The 18511-nt window shown below is 35.9% G+C and carries 20 protein-coding genes; 8 read left to right on the top strand and 12 right to left on the bottom strand.

The genetic code is table 11. From position 1 onward, the window contains the following. On the bottom strand, positions 1 to 2021 hold a 2021-nt coding region (locus tag ABX784_RS09720), incomplete at its 3' end, for a hypothetical protein (protein WP_372654835.1). A 45-nt stretch (positions 2022 to 2066) separates the two neighbouring features. Here ABX784_RS09720 and ABX784_RS09715 point away from each other — a divergent pair. The 3 genes from ABX784_RS09715 to rpmB all read left to right on the top strand — a co-directional run bounded on the left by ABX784_RS09715 (position 2067) and on the right by rpmB (position 4390). Beyond that, a complete protein-coding gene (locus ABX784_RS09715; protein WP_372654834.1) occupies positions 2067 to 2579 on the top strand; it encodes a 2OG-Fe(II) oxygenase in 513 nt (170 codons plus the stop codon). 53 nt (positions 2580 to 2632) lie between these two features. Continuing rightward, positions 2633 to 3994 carry a sensor histidine kinase gene (locus ABX784_RS09710; RefSeq protein ID WP_372654833.1) on the top strand — a complete coding sequence of 454 codons (1362 nt, stop codon included), beginning with the start codon at positions 2633 to 2635 and terminating at the stop codon, positions 3992 to 3994. Between the two features lie 162 nt (positions 3995 to 4156). Then, positions 4157 to 4390 (top strand): 50S ribosomal protein L28, encoded by a 234-nt coding sequence (gene rpmB, locus ABX784_RS09705; protein WP_372654832.1) that lies wholly within the window; start codon positions 4157 to 4159, stop codon positions 4388 to 4390. Between the two features lie 6 nt (positions 4391 to 4396). Here the strand turns inward: rpmB and ABX784_RS09700 are convergent, their stop codons facing one another. From ABX784_RS09700 to ABX784_RS09685, 4 genes are all read right to left on the bottom strand, one after another. Next, the gene (locus ABX784_RS09700) at positions 4397 to 5251 is read right to left on the bottom strand and encodes a hypothetical protein (RefSeq protein ID WP_372654831.1); all 855 of its coding nucleotides are present in this window, start codon (positions 5249 to 5251) and stop codon (positions 4397 to 4399) included. A gap of 9 nt (positions 5252 to 5260) precedes the next feature. Beyond that, positions 5261 to 6532 (bottom strand): fibronectin type III domain-containing protein, encoded by a 1272-nt coding sequence (locus ABX784_RS09695; RefSeq protein WP_372654830.1) that lies wholly within the window; start codon positions 6530 to 6532, stop codon positions 5261 to 5263. 97 nt (positions 6533 to 6629) lie between these two features. Beyond that, positions 6630 to 7022 carry an acyl-CoA thioesterase gene (locus ABX784_RS09690; RefSeq protein WP_372654829.1) on the bottom strand — a complete coding sequence of 131 codons (393 nt, stop codon included), beginning with the start codon at positions 7020 to 7022 and terminating at the stop codon, positions 6630 to 6632. A 192-nt stretch (positions 7023 to 7214) separates the two neighbouring features. Next, the gene (locus tag ABX784_RS09685) at positions 7215 to 8906 is read right to left on the bottom strand and encodes a S8 family serine peptidase (RefSeq protein ID WP_372654828.1); all 1692 of its coding nucleotides are present in this window, start codon (positions 8904 to 8906) and stop codon (positions 7215 to 7217) included. 176 nt (positions 8907 to 9082) lie between these two features. On the opposite strand from ABX784_RS09685, the gene ABX784_RS09680 reads away from it, so the two are divergent. Continuing rightward, positions 9083 to 9811, top strand: a complete 729-nt coding sequence (locus ABX784_RS09680) for a hypothetical protein (protein ID WP_372654827.1) — start codon at positions 9083 to 9085, stop codon at positions 9809 to 9811. Here the strand turns inward: ABX784_RS09680 and ABX784_RS09675 are convergent. Both ABX784_RS09675 and ABX784_RS09670 read right to left on the bottom strand, forming a co-directional pair. Continuing rightward, a complete protein-coding gene (locus ABX784_RS09675) occupies positions 9808 to 10227 on the bottom strand; it encodes an ExbD/TolR family protein (protein ID WP_372654826.1) in 420 nt (139 codons plus the stop codon). The genes ABX784_RS09680 and ABX784_RS09675 overlap by 4 nt on opposite strands. Positions 10228 to 10236: 9 nt before the next feature. Further along, positions 10237 to 10830 (bottom strand): MotA/TolQ/ExbB proton channel family protein, encoded by a 594-nt coding sequence (locus tag ABX784_RS09670; protein WP_372654825.1) that lies wholly within the window; start codon positions 10828 to 10830, stop codon positions 10237 to 10239. A gap of 105 nt (positions 10831 to 10935) precedes the next feature. Here ABX784_RS09670 and ABX784_RS09665 point away from each other — a divergent pair, with 105 nt between their 5' ends. After that, positions 10936 to 11967 (top strand): DUF4340 domain-containing protein, encoded by a 1032-nt coding sequence (locus tag ABX784_RS09665; protein WP_372654824.1) that lies wholly within the window; start codon positions 10936 to 10938, stop codon positions 11965 to 11967. Here the strand turns inward: ABX784_RS09665 and ABX784_RS09660 are convergent. Beyond that, positions 11948 to 13399, bottom strand: a complete 1452-nt coding sequence (locus tag ABX784_RS09660) for an HD domain-containing phosphohydrolase (RefSeq protein ID WP_372654823.1) — start codon at positions 13397 to 13399, stop codon at positions 11948 to 11950. The genes ABX784_RS09665 and ABX784_RS09660 overlap by 20 nt on opposite strands. Before the next feature lie 165 nt (positions 13400 to 13564). Beyond that, entirely contained in the window at positions 13565 to 13741 is a 177-nt protein-coding gene (gene rpmG / locus ABX784_RS09655) for a 50S ribosomal protein L33 (RefSeq protein WP_372654822.1), read from the bottom strand. Positions 13742 to 13867: 126 nt separating this feature from the next. Here rpmG and ABX784_RS09650 point away from each other — a divergent pair, with 126 nt between their 5' ends. Further along, positions 13868 to 14152 (top strand): hypothetical protein, encoded by a 285-nt coding sequence (locus tag ABX784_RS09650; protein ID WP_372654821.1) that lies wholly within the window; start codon positions 13868 to 13870, stop codon positions 14150 to 14152. A gap of 113 nt (positions 14153 to 14265) precedes the next feature. Beyond that, a complete protein-coding gene (locus ABX784_RS09645; protein WP_372654820.1) occupies positions 14266 to 14529 on the top strand; it encodes a type B 50S ribosomal protein L31 in 264 nt (87 codons plus the stop codon). Positions 14530 to 14584: 55 nt separating this feature from the next. Here the strand turns inward: ABX784_RS09645 and ABX784_RS09640 are convergent, their stop codons facing one another. The 3 genes from ABX784_RS09640 to pyrE all read right to left on the bottom strand — a co-directional run bounded on the left by ABX784_RS09640 (position 14585) and on the right by pyrE (position 17869). Next, the gene (locus tag ABX784_RS09640) at positions 14585 to 15622 is read right to left on the bottom strand and encodes a small ribosomal subunit Rsm22 family protein (protein WP_372654819.1); all 1038 of its coding nucleotides are present in this window, start codon (positions 15620 to 15622) and stop codon (positions 14585 to 14587) included. A gap of 193 nt (positions 15623 to 15815) precedes the next feature. Continuing rightward, positions 15816 to 17087 (bottom strand): citrate synthase, encoded by a 1272-nt coding sequence (locus ABX784_RS09635; RefSeq protein WP_372654818.1) that lies wholly within the window; start codon positions 17085 to 17087, stop codon positions 15816 to 15818. A 143-nt stretch (positions 17088 to 17230) separates the two neighbouring features. Further along, a complete protein-coding gene (gene pyrE / locus ABX784_RS09630; RefSeq protein WP_372654817.1) occupies positions 17231 to 17869 on the bottom strand; it encodes an orotate phosphoribosyltransferase in 639 nt (212 codons plus the stop codon). A gap of 112 nt (positions 17870 to 17981) precedes the next feature. Here pyrE and ABX784_RS09625 point away from each other — a divergent pair. Next, positions 17982 to 18511: hypothetical protein (locus tag ABX784_RS09625; RefSeq protein ID WP_372654816.1), on the top strand; the 530-nt coding region annotated here is incomplete at its 3' end.

Raw genomic sequence — 18511 nt, 5'->3', positions numbered from 1 at the left:
CCAAAGAAGTTCTTGGCCGTGTTCTTTACAATATTTTGAGATGACTTTAGGCCTAGAACAAGCTCAGAAAGATTAATTTCATTTGTTGGAGAATAAGTATTTAGAAGTGTTGTCACTAAGTCAGCTTTGGTACCAAGAATGATCTCATTTAGATCTTGATCTAGTAGATCATTTGCAAGTCTTGCTTCTAACTCATAACTAACCATATCTCTAATCTTATTGAAGTATACGTTATTACCTCTTTCAGCTAACTTTAAAATTTTTGTAATACAGGAAGTTATTTTGAAACTTTTCTCTTCTTCAGCATCGTTGAAAATAAAAGTCATTAACTCAGTATCATTTCTACACTCAGCAGGTAAACGGTCCTGACTAAGAGTTCTAGGTTCAAAAGTTTCTTCTATTAAGCTAATCACACTTTCAGTAAGCTTCTTTGTTTTAGATATATTTATAATTTGAGGGTAGTACTTATGAAGGATAGTAATACTGCCATCTCTTGAACATCCTCTACTTTGATTACTACAACCAAGTTCTGTTAAGAATTTCATTATTCTATCAGCATTCTCAGATATCATGATGAGCCCAGAGAGAGCATTTGTCTCTCCCCTAATATCTCTTGTCGCTCCTACGATTACTGAAAACGCATCAACAGAGATTGTTCTCGCTCTATCCTGATTTACGACTCCTAAAACATCTTCAACAACAAGTAGAGAGTTTGCAATTGCTCCAGTCCACTTACTAAGAGAGAGCTCTATTCCTAATTTTCTGACGTATTGAATAAGTGTACAATTGTCATCATCACATCTTGGAATCGAAGTAATACTTGGATCAAGTAATTGAAATGGCATTAAAGAACTATCTCTAGTAACAAATATAGGGTTTTCAATATCAGAATCTGAAGATGTACTCCCCCAACTCGATGGATTGGGAGTTAAAGTTGGTGATGACATAATTGAAACCAGACGATCAATACCAATGACAATAGCATCAGTTCTTTGAGTATCACTTGTTATCTCAGAGAACACTTTTGTTCTTAACGTTCCATATGTCTGTAGATACCTTTTAATTTTCTTTAGTAGCTCACTTTGAAGAATCGGCTTTTCTCTATTAACTAAGTCACCTTCAGAAGTTATTGCACTTCCAGCGTAGACTTCTTCTAACCAATGAGCGAGTTCAGAAATATGATTTTTTAAAAGTTTTAAACCTTCAAACTGAGGTCCATCAGAAATAGGATCATTTCTATAGCTATCAACAAGCTTTTCAGTGTCAATAGCTGAACAGTATTGATCAGTTAAAGCTTTGGATACACACCTTAGTGCTGCAGGCATTTGAACTTCATCAATATTTTCTAATAGTCTATTCTCTTTAAAGTGTTGAACAAATTGCCCCAAAGACCTTACAACCATCGCACCTGACGATAAGGCCAGGCTTGTCCCTGGCGCAGCGAAAGCAGAAGTAGCTAAAAGTGAGTTACTTAAAAGTGAAGATATTAAAGATACTTTAGATTGAAAACACTGAGGGTTTTGCGACCAAGTTCCAAGAAAGCCATCGACACTGTTTACAACCTGTCTTGCTCCAACTGCGTAGCGGCTTCTAAAATCACCAAAGCGCCCAAGCCCTGCCTGAGCATTTATAAGTGACGCTTGAGAATTTAGGATTTCATTAGTAAGAAATAAATCTTCCTCTTCAGTCAGAGCACCACTTGAAGCAAGAGAAGTATAAAGAGCAATCTTTTTTTCTAACTCAAGTCTCTGCTGTCTATCATCACTATAAGTCATATAGTTTTCATATAGAGAAGAATAATCAGAAGACATTCTCTCAAGCTCAACTGCTTGAAAACAACTTGAATTTTGATTGAGCTCTCTTACTACATTACCCATCATTTGAGCATGAACAAGTGAGCCTTGAACGTGTCCTGTTGTAATACTTGGACAAAGCGGAGAATAAGCTTTTAAAAGAGTTTCAGAAACTGAGAGATTTGCTTGAATATTTATGCTAAATAGCACTAAAAATAAGTATTTCATAGATTGGTCCAAGTAGCTTTTTTATGTGAAGGTATATTCCCCAAAATGACAACGATAGACAAGGCAATTCTCCCACCAAAAAGCGAACTTCTTGAAAGAGGTTTTGTAAAACTTCACCTAGAATTTCCAGAGGACTTTAGAGATGCAGTAACTAACTGTAATTGGGAAAAAGTAGATGCTCTCATCTTTGATTACTTAAAACCTAAAAATATTCTAGGACACTTAATCTCCAGTTATCAACAGTTTAACTATACCGAACATATTATTGCTATCAGAGATGCTCTCACCGATGAAGATGGAATTTGGCATGATGATGGGTCTAGAGATATAGCTTTCACATGGTCCTTGAACGATGACTGCACCTTAGAGGGTGGAGAACTACTATTTAGAAAGAAGGGCCTTAATGATCACCATTCAATCACTCCCCCTAAGGCAGAGACTCTCATTATTTTTCTTACTGGCAAATTTGGTTTTGAGCATAAGGTAAATAAAGTAATTAAAGGAAAGAGAAAGACTATTGCTGGATGGTGCAGTATTGAAAAGCCGAATTGGCTCTAGCCTAAAGAGATCTTAAGTTAACTTTCCACTAAGCTTACCGATAAAATTAGTTAATGAGTATAATTTTAAAGTTAAAATCTATTTACATGTGCTTTTTTAGTTGGATTCTCTATCCAACAAAGAAGCACGATAGGCTCCATCAGTACAAAGTACATGTACTAATTGCCACGACATTCTTTACTGGAATATTGATGTGGGGTTATGCTCTTACTGCATATAACTATATTGACCATATAAGTATTAAATATACTGGTTTCGCATATGCTGTAGTTCATCTCTACACTCTACTCTGCTATAAAATAACAGGGTCTCTAGAGAAATCTATTTATGTAATGCTCATTCCAGGTGGGTTATTTCAATCGCACTTCTCTATTTTATCCGGTGGTTTTCTAAATCCTATCTTAATGTGGATTGCAATCCTTCCCGTTATTGCAGGAGTACTCACAGGAAGAAAGCACACCCTTATCTGGATTGCACTGATCTTTACAACTGCAGTAACAATTTGTGTTCTTGACCTAGGGTTTGGATACTTTCAAACTGATTACTTAAATCATTCAGGACTACTAATAACTCAGGCCTTAACAGTTTTTGGTATGATTATTCTTCACTCAGGTTTAACAGTTATACTATTAAAAATTCGTGATATTAGTGAAGAGCAGTTTCGCAAGAAGGCCATTTCCAAACAAAACCTACTGCGCATACTTGCTCACGATGTATCGACACCGCTTACGCTTATTCAAAATAATACTTTATTTCTAGAGAAGCTCTTAAGAAAGAATCAAATTGACGATATTGACAAGAAGAAGTTTGAAAATAAAGTAGTATCCACAAATAAGTACTCTCAAAAGATTTGCAATGTCATTAAGGCCGTCAGAACAATGGAGGCCTTTGAGTCTGGTAAGAAGGAAATTCATCTAGAAGAGATCTCATTAAAAGAGTGCATAGACGGAAGTATTGATATGCTTGGCCCTTTTCTAACTAAGAAGAGAATTACCATTCACACAGAGTTAAAAGATATTAAAATCCTAGGTATAAAGACAATTGTAGAGCACCAAATATTGAGTAATATCATCTCTAATTCAATAAAGTTTTCTCAAGAGGACTCAGAGATTCAAATATATTCAGAGATTGATGAAACTCATGTTTCAGTTTTTATTAAAGACCAAGGTATTGGCATACCTAAGACTATTCTAAATAGACTATTTGATCCTCTCGTTATGATTTCAAGACAGGGAACAAACGGGGAAAGTGGAACTGGCTTTGGAATGCCTATTGCTAAGAGATGTATTGATCTTCTAGATGGAGATATCTCAGTTGTGAGTAAGTCACAGAAGAGCTCTCCCAATGACCATGGAACATGCTTTAAGATTACTTTTAAACTACCTGAAGATAACTCGATTGATAAAGCCTCATAACCACCTGTTTTTACGTAAAACCTCTCAATTCATGTCCATAAAAATTGCGTAAGTTTAGAAAATTGCGCTTGAAATCTAATAATTTGCAGTATATATTAGCGAACCTATAACGAATGATTATTAAAAACTGAATGCTGAGGCGTACAGACAGAGGGTTTAGATATGGCACGTGTATGTGATTTAACTGGAAAGAGAAGATTAGTTGGAAACAAAGTTTCTCACGCTAAAAATAGAACAAAAATGACTCAAAAACCTAACCTTCAAACGAAGAGAGTTTTTGATCCAGAAACTGGTGAAACGATCAAGTTAAGACTTTCTACAAGTGCTATTAGAACACTTGATAAAGTTGGATCACTTTCAAAGTTCTTAAAAAAATATAAGCACATGTTCCAATAAGAGAAATTATTTACTTATATTGGTGGCCTTCAAGAAATTGAAGGCTTTTTTTTGTGCAGAATAAATCAAAAATAATGGCAGTAAGAAATGCGGTCCTCGCATAATGAACTCGTGTCCAAGTGAAGATAAGGTATGTGAGAATCCAAAGACAGATTCTTCGCCTACTCTCGCAACACTAGTAAGCAGTCCCCAAGCACAACAGAAAGTTAAGGCCCAATGATCTAGAATGGGTATAAAGAGTAGCGCTGCTGCAATAAAGTCTAAACTTCCCATAATCTTTAAGAAGATTAGAGCAGTACTTTCAGTACAGCCTAAAATATTGATGACCATATCTATAAAGTTACCAGGAACAGGAAAGATCCCCAGAGCATAAGAGCCATGACCTATAAAAGTTAGAGCAACGGCGACTCTAATAAATAGAACTAAGCGGTCCGACTGGGCCTTCTTCCAAAATAGAATTAAAGCGAATGGAGAGAACATCTGAGATGAGTACTCAATAAACTGTGCCGGAACAAAGTACTTGGTGGCCATATATAGAAGGCTAAGAACAATGAGGTAGAGGCCACTGAGTAGAAGAAGCTTCTCCCCTTTCTTATAATTAAATACAGCTATAAGTGAGGCAACAATTAGAAAAACTCCGACTAAGATCACTGAGTAGTTTATATACCTGTCAGTCAGAGGACTTGTGACATAGTCAGTCCACGACCATCCAAATAAATTAAATACAGGAGCAAGTAGAGATTCATTCCAAAGAACAATCCTATAGGGAGCATCATAGAATAGATGTTGAAGCCCTCTACCAAAAAGCACAAAACAAGTACTAAAGCGAAGAATTAACTCTAAAACTCTTTCATGCTTCATTCAGTCGTCCTAATTTCTACTTTCAAGAGTTACGACATCACCTTCACTAGGAGACCACACTCTTAAGTTACGAGGTAGACTAAATCTATCGTCGTCTAAAACAGAAGAAACTTCATCAGCATTATCTACTGCGATAGTTCTCACATCCATTTTTTCACTGTCTAAGTGTATCCATTTAAATTGGTTAAAACTTCCTGAAGACCTTGTCCAAGACTTATCATCATTATTTTCTCTTAGAGGAGCTCCCCAACAACCCTCACCAACATAGACAGTTCCACGTTCATCATCTCTGACAAAACCTTCTTCATGTCCAGTCCCAAAGCTTGGACGAATTGGATACGTTGTTTTAACGGTATGTGAATCAGACTCAACAACTAAGTCCATTCCATACTTATAGAAAACTGGTGCCCAAGCTTGATATAGGCGATCATTCTCACTTTTCTTCTTAGTATGTGGTCTCATTGGTCTGTGATAGAGCCCTATTTTCCAAATAGAGTTTTGACTTCTTTCTAAGTCATTTTTTAGCCAAGTTAGTTGATCGCCATTTAATGAGGATTCAGAATTTAAAACATAGGTCTTTAAAAGGTTTCCAGCAAATGGAAGAGAATAATAAACACCTTCACTAGTATCAAAGAGCTTTGAGATAGTAGCATTTGATCTTTCATGGTTTCCTCTCGCTACAACAACAGGAGTGATTCGACCGTCTTTTGCAATTGTGTGTTGCCAGTCACTAAACCAGTTCTTCCATTGTCCTGAAAAGTCTAAACTCGTCATATCACCGCCAAAGAGAACAAAGTCGGCCCTAAGCTTTGATACGAGTTTATTTGCTGCAACTCTTGGAACTCTATTATTTCTAGAGTCTCCTCCAGCAATGATGGATAGTTTCACATTTTCATTATCATCTATTGTTTTGAACCAATATCTCTTTGAGAGATCTCCCTTAGAGGTTTTGATGACAAAGTAGTACTTAGTAGCTGGAAGTAGACCTTTCAAATGCACTACGGCATTGAACATTGATTTGTGAAAAATAATCTTCTGAACTTTCTCCTGGTGAGAATAGTTATCTATATTTAGGCCATGATCAACATTATCATAGTAGAGTACTTGTCCCTTACCTAGTTCAGACTTTGTATCCCAGATAATTTTCATGGTTGTTGAAGGGTCCTCTGACCATGTAAGACGAACTTTAGATACCGTATCTATTACCCATGGCCATCCATTAACCATAAAGCTTGAGCAACTTAAAATTATTGCCAAGATAGCTAAATTCCTTTTCAGCATATATATCTCCTTCATTGATATGAAGATATGTTACCAATGTGGCCCATTCAATGTCTAGTAATTCGAAAACTGTGGACCCTCTCAGGTCCACAACTTATTAAACGACTATTTTGGTAGGTTTTCCATCATCACCAAGAGCAACAAATGAAAAGCTTCCCTCTAGTGCAAGCTCTCTAGAGTCCTCTAACATCGCCTCTACAAAGACTTGGACCTGAATCTTTATACTAGACCTACCGACTTGTGTAACAGTCCCTACGAGCTCAACAATAGTTCCTGCAGGTATTGGTTTTTTAAAGTCTAATTTATCTGTAGAAACAGTTACTACTTTTAATCTGGTAAATCTTGTTGCAGTAATAAATGCAACCTCATCCATCCAGAGCATAGCTGTTCCTCCAAAGAGGGTGTCATAGTGATTAGTTGTGTTGGGGAATACTGCTTTTGTAACGCGTGTTTTAGATATACGCGCTCTCTCTTCATAATTTGAAGTCATAGGTTACCTCCACGGGTAAAAGAATTTTAGTGATAGAGCTCGGACTATAACCGTTGCGGGACAGCGAGGTATTTCACCTACTTCATCTATCTAGTTGGTGAAACTTTAATTTGTTTTTGTCAGAAAGACCAATAAAAAACCCCACTTTCGTGGGGTTTGGGCGTAATTTAAATTATAGGAATAAATCTAAATTTAGTATTGAACGTCTACAGAGTCGATTACAAATCCCCATTTAGAAACTGATCTATCTGACTTAAAAGTAACAGTCATAGATTCACCTTCTACGTACTCAGAAGCATAATCTTCTTTTGCACCAGAAACTTTTTCAGCAATAGCTCCAGAAGCATCAGCTACTTCAAGAACATCGTAACCAGTTTCAAGATCTAACTTTCTAACTCTAAGTCTAATAAACTTAGCTCCTGGAAAGTTAAAAGTTCTTGATTCAGTAATGTCGTTACCATATGGGTGAGCTGATTCCCAAACTTCATCAGTATCAACAGTTTCCCAGTTGCTTGGGTTTGGCATATTTCTAACAGGAATTGTATTTGTTAGAAGATTGTAAGCATTTAATCTACCAGCATTAATAGTTTTTCCTCTAAGAGCAGAAAGTGGCTCAGAAGTTGCCATTAGTCTATTTCTTAATTCTTCAACATCCATTCTTCCTTCTTGAGCAATTAAAAGTCCAATTGCACCAGAAACATGTGGAGTTGCCATTGAAGTTCCCGAGTAAGAAGCATATCCACCATCTTTAGTAGTTGAAAGGATATTGTGTCCTGGAGCTGCAATATGAACAGTGTTTCTACCGTAACAAGAAAAGCTTGCTAGAGAATCACTAGAAGTTGTTGCTGCTACAGAAATTACGTTTTTAACTTCGTAGTTTGAAGGATAGTGAGGTCTTGCATCATTATCAGTTGAAGAGTTACCTGCAGCTGCAGTGAATACGATTCCTTTATCAGCTGCTCTTTGAATAGCATCTTCTAAAGCTTGAGAGCGTCCTCCGCCTCCCCAAGAGTTTGACATTAAATCAACATTCATCTTAGTAGCATAATCAATAGACTTAATCGCACCTTCAGTAGAGCCTGAACCATTGTCAGCTAAAAACTTAATTGCAACAAATTCTACGTCGGCCATAATACCAGCTACACCAATATCATTATGTGAAGCACCGATTGTCCCAGCACAGTGTGTACCATGTGAGTGACCATCTCTTGGGTCTCCATCATTGTTAGCAAAGTCATATCCGTGAATATCATCAATATATCCGTTACCATCATCATCAACGCCTGGCTCACCATCTAGCTCAGCTTGGTTTACCCACATCTGATCTTTAAGGTCTGGGTGATTATAATCAATACCTGTATCGATAACAGCAATTCTTACTCTTCTATCACCTTGAGTTAAAGACCATGCTTTTAGTACGTCAATATCAGCACCAGCTACACCAGCAGAACCTGCAGGATCATTTGAACCTGTATTTGATAATCCCCAAAGTTGACCAAATTTTGGATCAATTGGAGTGTATGCATCTGACTCAACAGTTAGTGGAGTAGAAATATAAGGATTAATATCGAAAGTTGGAACTGGCTTTACGATTTCATAAATAAAGTTTGGCTCTGCATATTCAACATTTGGGTTATTTGCAAGAAGAGAACTCATGCTCTTCATTGACTTATTTCCATCAAACTTTACAACGTATAAAGTCTCTTCAGATAAATCAATTGTTCTATCTAGTTCAACACCTAGTGACTTAAAAGAGTTAAATGTACTTTTTTCTGAACCAGCTTTCATCTTTACGATCATTTCACCTGGTACATACTTAGCTGCCATTCCTGACGCAGTCATAGCAAAAGCTGCTGCACCTAACATTATATGCGATTTATTCATTCTCCCTCCTTGGAGTACAAACGGTTCATACTAAACCGGACTGAATTACATAGTTACTTAGATAAATAAATATATGTTTTAATTATTAGTTCTCTGTTAGGAATAAAACTAGAGGTAATAATTACCATTGTACTCTAACCTCCCATTCCATCCTGAAATGTGAGAAAATGTTAGTTATGATTTATAACAATTCGACAGATCCTGTATTTATTAAGAAGATTTCCCTCAAAATTTGGACACTCAAAGATGAGGTAAAAGCTGTTATCCAAGAGAATATAAAGAACTCTAAAGATGACCACTTAACTATTGATGAGTTGAAAAAAGAGTATTGCACTAAAAGAAATATAGTTGAAAATGTAATTCCAATAAAGCCAGAAGAAGGCGATCTAGATACAGGTGAAGACGAAATGGCAGCTGCAATAGCTGCTGCTGAGGCAGGAGAATCGCCCGAAGAGGAAGAGGCTTCAGCAGAAGAAACTCCATCAGAGGAAAGTGCTGAAGAAGTACAAATCATTCAGAGATCACCTATATTAAGTGATGAAGATATCTCAAGTGGTAAAACAATTCTTGCAGAAGTTGCAATGGATAGAATTTACTTCTTTAGTAATAAACCATTCTTAAATGGACAAAGTATTGTCATAGAATTTTTAATACCTAAACGATTTGTAATGAATGCTAATATTGTTTTTTGTCGTGAATATAATATGAAAAGTAGAATCATTTCAAAGAATAGACTCCCCTACAGAATTGGTGCAGATTTCTCATTTCTTAAAGAGGGAGAGAGAACACTATTAAGACAATTCATTCATTCAATTGAGCCAGAAATACCTGAAGCTCCAGTTATTGAATCAAAACCAAAAGAAGTTGAAGAAGACTTTGATGAGTTTGATGACTTAGATCTTTAATTTGAAACTGATTCGGCCGCAATAGCAAATTCTTCAGCTCCAGCGGCCTTAGCAATATCCATAACCTCTACCGCCATTCCAAGCTTTGAACTCTTATCTCCTTCAAAAATCACAAGTTTTGTATTCTCACTCTTTAAGGATTCAGAAATTCTTTGTTGAAGATCATTCCATTCAACAAATTTTCCCTGTACAGAGACTTTACCATTTTCACTCATAGAGACTAGAACTGAAGCTCCATCTTTTGTCTCAGTCTTAGAAGCAGTCTTTGGTATGTCTATATCTAAACCAGACTCTAAGGAAACAGAAGACGTCACCATAAAGATAATGAGTAGAACAAGCATAATATCTATAAGAGGGGTCATATTTATATCAGCTATGATCTCGTCATCATCTTCATTTTCAAATTTAATTGACATGCCTGACTCCTAGATTAAATCCATAAGATCTTGCATTCTATTTCTAATTTCAGTGTTAACTCTAGAGAGTCTATTTTGAAAATAGTTATAAAGAATAACGGCCATAACCGCGACAACAATTCCTGCGGCCGTGGCAATAAGGGCTTCAGAGAGACCACTTGCAACAACTGTAAATCCACTCTTTCCAGAGATTGCAATAGATTGAAATGATTTAATAATCCCTACAACAGTTCCAAAAAGTCCAATAAATGGTGCAGAGGAACCTATTGTACCTATTATCCATAAAGACTTCTTGAGTCCCTGTTGGGTTTCAGTAAGTCTTCTCCCTACTCTCATCCCCCATTGTTCACGTTTCATTCCCTCACCTTCAAAGAGAGTTAAATAAGAGCGACTAAGTAATGGATGAATACTATGAGAGAGACCCTTAGCTTCATCGAACTTCTTTTCAGTTAACAGGGTCTGCCCCTTAATAAACATGAGATCAATATCTTTTTTTAGGTTGTTTAAGAAACGTATTTTTTCGAATGTAACAAACCATACAACGAGTGAACAAATGAGAAGTGGGTACATGATAAAACCACCGGCATTAAATAATTCAAACATATTTTATATCCCTGCTATTTCTAAATATAAGTGAGTAATCATCTCTATACTTACTCAATATATCAAGTTAGAATAATTTTAAATCTATGAATTAAAGAGGTTTCAGTGCTGGTTAAAATTTCGACAGATCGCACAAGATCGGCTAATTTTCTTATGTTAATGTTTGCAATAGTTTTAATTATTGGAGGGTTAGCAAGTGAGTTCTTTCAGGCCCCATTAAGTCAAAATACTGCCTTAAGTAGATATCAACTATTGATAAAACCAGAACAAATAGACCAAATTGAATCTATCCAGCTGGACAATAGGCTTGGAGAATTCAAAATTAATAAAGACAAGTCTAATCAATGGACTCTAACATCTCCAAGAAATCTTCCTAGTAACACTACGACAGTTGCAAATATTCTAAATAATTTAAAAGAGATTAAAATCAGACAAATACTTCCAAAGGATACAATTAATATCTCTAACTTCTCACTAGACTCTCCACTGATGAAAATAAAAATCACCTACTTTGGAGGTAAGGAGAATGTTTTAAATATTGGTTTAGTAAATCCAATTGATAACTCTACATATGTTACCTTTTCAAATAAAGAGGCCATTTATCATGTCGATGCATTAAAGACATCGATGGAGGGTTTAAGTCTATCTAACTTTATTGAGCCAAGAGTTTTCACTCAGGAGCTAAGCTCTATAGATAATCTTAAAATCTACAGAGGAAAGATTCCTTCAACAAATCTAAGACTATCAGTTAAGAGCGAAGGAGATCGTTGGCTTGATCAGAGTGGTAATACCTTAGAGCCAAAAGATGTAGAAGATTATCTAAAAGAAATTTTAAATTTGAAGTCTGCACTAATTCTAGATAAGAGAACAGAGAAATTAGATGATGCTCTAGAGAGATACTTTGCCCGACCAAGCTACACTGCAGAGATTATGAATAAAGACGGTGAGAAGGTATTTTATGAAGTCTCATACCTAATTAATAGTCTTCCAGATATCAAAATGGAAAAGAGACAAACGTTCATAGTGAAGGCCTCTAATAGACCTCACCCTTATGTAATAGAAAAACAACATTTAAATATGTTTAGTAAATCTCAAAGGTCTTTTAAAAAGTTATCTATTAAGAAGCTTTTTTATTAACAATCTTAGAGTTTGACGGAAGAGAAGTTTCTTTAACTATCTTTGCAGGATCAACAAAGACCTTTATAAAATTCTCTATAATTATTGAATTGTACTTAGATACCTGTTCTCTATCAATTAAGATTTTCTTCAATGCTCCTGGAGGGTCTAACTCTCCATCAATCATTGTGTGAACAAAGTCATCTGCAAGACAAACAATATTTGCAAGAGTTAATATACTCGTTCCCTTTTTCTTGTACGGGAAGCCTGTGCCATCATAATTTTCATGATGCTGAAGAATGATTTGCTTAACAGAGTTATTAATCATTCTATTCTCTTCAATAATTTCAACCCCTAGTTGAGGATGCGTCATATAAAGAGCATATTCATCGTCTGACATATCAATCGGTCTCTTATTCAAAAGCTCCTTTGGAAGCTTCATTTTACCTATATCATGAAAGAGGCACGCTAGTGCAGTTGCTTCAATTGTTGTTTTAGACTGCCAATCAAATTGTTTAATTATAGAAGTTGAAAATAATGTTACAAGGAAGGCATGTGTAAAAGCTGTTGGGTCGAACTCTTCATAGCTTTTTAAAACCTTAAAGAGACTCTTATCATTTTCTACTAAGTTGTATATGTTCTCACAAACTTCTTTACCTTGGTCCACTACTTGGGGCTTCATTCCTTGGGTATAAGCTTCTTGAATATACTTATCAGCAACGTTTCGAATCATCTTAACTTTTGCTTCAGCAGGAATGTTTTTATTACCTATAAGCTTTTTAGCTAATTTATTATGGTACTGAATAAACTTTCTTCTATCTAGATTATGAAAGTACAAGTGTTCTACTTTTTTCTCATTTCTATACTTATCAATTCTCTCTTTAGAAAAAGTATCCCCAGCGTGAAGTATTTTGATATATCTATTTGACTTGAGTTTAATAAAGACATCAAAGAGAACAGCTTTTGATGAATAGAAATCATCAATTCTCACTTGAGTGAAGTCATCATCAGAGTTTTCAACTTCAACTTCTGCAGACTGCCCTTCTCGAGTTTTTATATTTTTCATGTAATCGCCAAGTGACTGATGTCCTTCAAGGACACCCTTGAGAGACTTCACCTCAAACGGTTTTACAAGAATTTCTACCATTGCATATTTTTTTAATTGATCTTCAGATGTTCTCTCTTCGTCATCAATAATACTTTGACTCTCTAGTATTACTAGCACTCTTTGACTTGGAGAATTTCTTTGAATGAACTTTAAAACTTGAAGACCACTATGATTCTTTAAATCGAAATTTATAATTACAGCAAAGAATTTATCATTATATAGAGCGAGTTGAGCATCCTTCCCATTAGAGACAGTAGTGACTTCATAAGACTCACTCTTTAGGAAATTTGATGCAGATTCAAGCCATTTATCACTTGGATCTGCTATAAGTATTTTAAGTGCCAACTCTAATTCCTCGCTAGAACAAATAGGTACAGTATTCTTATCGGCAATTTCTTAAAAGAATTGAAGGAAAAAAGAGATTTAATTTATGATAAACAGCTGAAATCATAATAAAAAGCCCACGAGAATCGCAGGCCTAATATTAAGATAATCAATTAGATCTAAGACCTACTTGATTTCTTTGTGGATCGTATGTTTCTTTAAGAAAGGATTGTACTTCTTAAGTTCTAGACGATCTGGTGTTGTCTTCTTGTTTTTAGTAGTTGTGTAACGAGATGGAGATTTTCCAATTTTTCTCGCTTCAGTACACTCAAGTGTTATTACTACTCTAGGTCCTTTAGCCACGTTTTCCTCCGGGTAATTATATCTAATACATCATTTATAAAATTTACGAATGCCAAAACTACTAGATTTTCGTTGGCATGACAACCTATAATTGATAAAAACAGTAAAAACACCAGGAATATAGTAGTGACAAAAGCAGCAACAGAGCTAACAAATGACAACTGGACCTTCGTCCATTATAAAACAGATCAATATAAAGCATTTATATCGATGGGAGCATCTCCAACATCCCTTGAAATTCAATACTTTGTAACTGTTACCGATAAAGAAAACACTGAAGTCTTCCAAAGTTCTCACGCAGAAATTGAAGAAGCCATTACAGATATAAACAAGAGATATGGACACTGGATGATATTTGACGCCGAGAACCCTCCAGAGGCGGATGGTTGCTCGAGCTGTAGCGCTCATTGAGCTTTGTATTTTACTCCCCAATCTCTTGACAAGTAGGGTAAAATTAGCGAAATTACACCCTCAAATAATTTAATATGTTCCTTGTAGCAAGCAAGGATAACAAAGGAATAATTATGAAAACAGGTATTCACCCAGAGTACAGAGAAGTTCTATTTTTTGACGTATCATGCGACAAAAGATTTGTTATTAAATCTACAATTGAAACTGACTTAACAGAATCATTTGAAGGTAAAGAATATCCAATGGTAAAATTAGATATTTCATCTGAATCTCACCCATTCTATACTGGAACTCAGAAGATCGTTGACTCTGAAGGACGTATCGAAAAATTCAGAAAGAAATTTGGTGGAGCATACGCTTCAAAACTTAAGAAATAAGTTTAATAAAATTTCAAATATTGAAGGCCACTCTTGTAGTGGCCTTTTTTATTTTCTATAAAAGTTTTACTCGAATATGATCTTTAGATAACTCTTTTATTACCTCATACTCAACGTCAATTCCTACAGATAGCTTTTGCATTTGCTTAACTTCTTTCTTTGAAAGACCACGTTTAACAACTTCAAAATTTGCAGAAACTAATTCCCCATCTCGCTCATAGCAAACTTCCCAGTCAAACGAGAACTTACTCTCTCTAAGAAAGCGTATCATTCTAGCTTTTTTAGACTCACACTTAACACTCGTAGTGTAGACATGTGCAATTAGAGGCATAACCTTTCTATCGAGTTTAACGATCTGTGAGAGCCGTTCAAACTCACTATCGTGAGTCATTCTCAGAACCTGGTGGCACCAATCCTCCGTGCCCTCTTCTATTTTTGAGGCAACAGGACATTTAGAGTTTATATTTGCGCAAGGATAGGCACAAGAATAACCAAGCTCGGCCATTGCTGTTCTAAGTTTTATAACTTCCTTAAAGACTTCACTGGTTCCAGGCTCAATCACAATAAGATTTCGTGGAGAATACTCCCCTACAATTTTTAGAAGGGCCTTAAGCCCCATCTCATTTAGAGAGTGTCCTAAAAGTAGAGTTTCACCATCAAAGTCAGCGGGTATAGATTTTTGAAAGTTAATTTTTTTATTCTTATATAACTCATTATTAATTTTAGAGGCCTGCTCTATCATTAATTTACTTGAGTCAACACCAACAACTTCAACTTTACCTTCAAAGTATTCATCGAGAGCAAATGCAAATGTTCCTGGACCTGTTCCAAGGTCAACAATACGAGAAGAACTTATATCCGCCAATAGTTCTTCATCTAGCATATCAAAAACAAAATTTAACTTAGGTATATTTGAAGGAAGATAAAAGAGTGTGTAAGCAGAGACCATATCACGGCTCATTACATACTCAGTTATTTTACTTCTATCTGAAGTAAATCTTTTTGAGACAAGTGATAAGTTTTTTACAATACTATGCTCAGAAATATTGGGCTCTAATAATGCTTTCTTTAATTCATTAAGATGAAATCTCATACTTTAAACCATTTTCCTGATTACAAAAAAGAAGAGGCCGACAATGTCGACCTCAGCATTAAGACTGCTATTTTTAGACGAAGCCCAATAAGTCCAAATTTAGCAAATGATAATTTAAGTACTTCCTTAAACCTCATTTAACTTATCGACGGCTCCGTAGTAACTTTAACTTAATATTACCTCAAGAGAGGTATTATCTCTCGTCTAAAGCTTTGTAATTACGTTCAGTTGGTCCAGTGTAAATCTGTCTAGGACGACAAATCTTAGCACTTGGATCTTCTCTAAGCTCTTTCCACTGAGACATCCAACCAGGAAGTCTTCCAAGAACAAACATCGCTGTAAACATATTCGTAGGAATACCAAGGGCCTTATAAATAATTCCAGAGTAGAAATCTACGTTAGGATATAACTTTCTTTTTACAAAGTACTCATCTTCAAGAGCTTCTTTCTCAAGTCCCTTAGCAATGTTTAAGAGTGGGTCATTAACATTTAGCTTTTCTAAAACTCTATCGCACTGAACTTTAATAATCTTAGCTCTAGGATCAAAGTTCTTATAAACTCTATGACCAAATCCCATTAACTTGAATGGATCCTCTTTATCTTTTGCTTTTTCTAATGCCTTCTCAGCATCTCCACCAGCTTTGCTAATTTCTTCTAACATCTCAAGAACAGCTTGATTTGCTCCACCATGAAGTTGTCCCCATAGAGCATCAATCCCACCAGAGATAGTTGAGAAAATATTTGCATGTGATGAGCCTACAACTCTAACAGTTGAAGCAGAGCAGTTTTGCTCATGATCAGCGTGAAGAATTAAAAGTACATCTAGTGCTTTCGCTACTTCATCATCAGCTTCACCAAACATCATATTTAAAAAGTCTTTGCAGTAGCTAAGACTAGAGTCAGATGCAATTGGATCTAAACCTTGAGAGTTTCTATATGATCTAGCTACGATTAACTTAACTTGTCCTAGAAGTTGCGCGAATAATTCTTCCTTATCATTATCAGTTGGATTTGGTCCAAGGTGATCTTGATAGTAAGCTGAAAGAGCAACTGTTGCACTTGAAAGTACACCCATTGGATGAGCAGTCTTAGGGAAGCTTGAAACCATTGCTTCAAGTCCTTCTGGTAGCTTGTTATAGCTAGCTACTTTCTTTTCGAATTCTGCCATCTGAGTCTTACTTGGAAGTTCTCCATAGTATAATAACCATGAAACTTCTAAGAAGTTTGAACTCTCTGCAAGTTGCTCGATTGGGTATCCTCTATATCTAAGAATACCTTTCTCACCATTTAAAAATGTTACAGAAGAAGTACATGAACCAGTATTAACAAAACCATTGTCCAAAGTAATATAGCCAGTTTCCGCTCTAAGTTTAGAAATATCTAAAGCTCTTTCGCCTTCACTTCCCTCTATTACGGGTAGTTCAATTGTCTTATCACCTAAATCTAGTTTTGCATTACCTGCCATATATACTCCTTTAAAAATAATTAAATACCAAAGATTAGAATCACTAATGTAAAATTATTGGGGTTCTTTTACTGCTCTAACTGGTCCTACCTATCACGTAAGTAGGTATAATGTCGAGCGCTAAGCGTCCAAAAGACAAATGTCTAGGCCGATGTACCGGACCAGGCCACTGGATCAGACTGCCAGGAATTTAACATTAATAGCTCTTCGGCAGAAATCAGATTTTGCTCAAGGGCCAAGTCAGTAATAGTTGAAAAATTAGTTAGACTAATCAATGGAAGCTTATACTTATCAAGAACTTCTTGAGACTTCTTCATTTCATAAGTAACTATACTTATAACTCCAACAGGCCTCAGTCCTACCTCTATAGCGGCCTGAATTGCGTCCTCTAAGCTCTTTCCTTGATTGATAAGATCTTCTACTAGAACAACAGACTGTCCCTCTGAGAACTTACCCTCGACTTGATTCTGTTTACCGTGACCCTTCGCCTTACCTCTTATATAAATCATTGGCTTGTTGAGTTCGTGAGCAATAAAAGCACAATGAGGAATCCCCGCAGTTGCTAAGCCTGCAAGTTGGTCATATTCCCACCCACTTTCACTTAACTTTTCTAAAAAATATTTCACAACTTTATTCCGCCCATCGGGGAAGCTTAAGATCTGTCTATTGTCACAATAAATTGGCCCCTTAAGGCCTGAAGCATAAGAGAAAGGGCTAGAGGGAGATAATTGAAGACATTCATTCTTAAGTAAAATATCTGCCACATTAATTGCGCAACTCATTAAAACCTCATTATGTAAGTATTTGTTAGACACAGGGTACGTTGACTTCTTTTTAGCTCAAAGTATACAGTTCGCCATCCCCACGGGTCAATAAACCAAGCAAAGGAATTCTATGTTTAAACTAATTTTTATTAGTGCCCTGCTTTTCGCAAGCTCACTAACACATGCAAGTGTTATACATTCAGAAAAATCTCCCCTCTTAACTGCGGCCAGAGGTAATTCAAAGTCACTCTCACCAGATAGTAACTTCTATAACCTAACACTAGATAAGAATGCACTAGGTCATCTCTTTCTTATGCAAACAGCAATGATCCAAGGTGTCCCATCACCTACTGGAAACCCACTTGCCTCTAAAGTTATATACTTCAAAAAAAGTGGACCATTCATTGGTATGTTTGAATCTACAACAGGAAAAGTTGTTACAAATTCAGTCTCTACTGAAATCCTACTAGCTAAATTCCCAATTACATCTGAGAATAATACTGAAATAACTTTTAACTTCGAAGAAGGAATGAAGACACTATTCTATAAAGGATCGTACTTCATTGCTCGCCCAGGATCAGACCCTTCAAAAGAAAGCACTTATAAAATTCTAGAGAGTTTTTTAAATAGAGTTGAACTAAAGAACCAATACGTATTTAT

Origin of the sequence: Halobacteriovorax sp., from assembly GCF_041587335.1 — a bacterium.
In the GTDB taxonomy this organism is placed as follows: domain Bacteria; phylum Bdellovibrionota; class Bacteriovoracia; order Bacteriovoracales; family Bacteriovoracaceae; genus Halobacteriovorax.
This window is presented reverse-complemented; position numbering and strand designations above follow the sequence as displayed.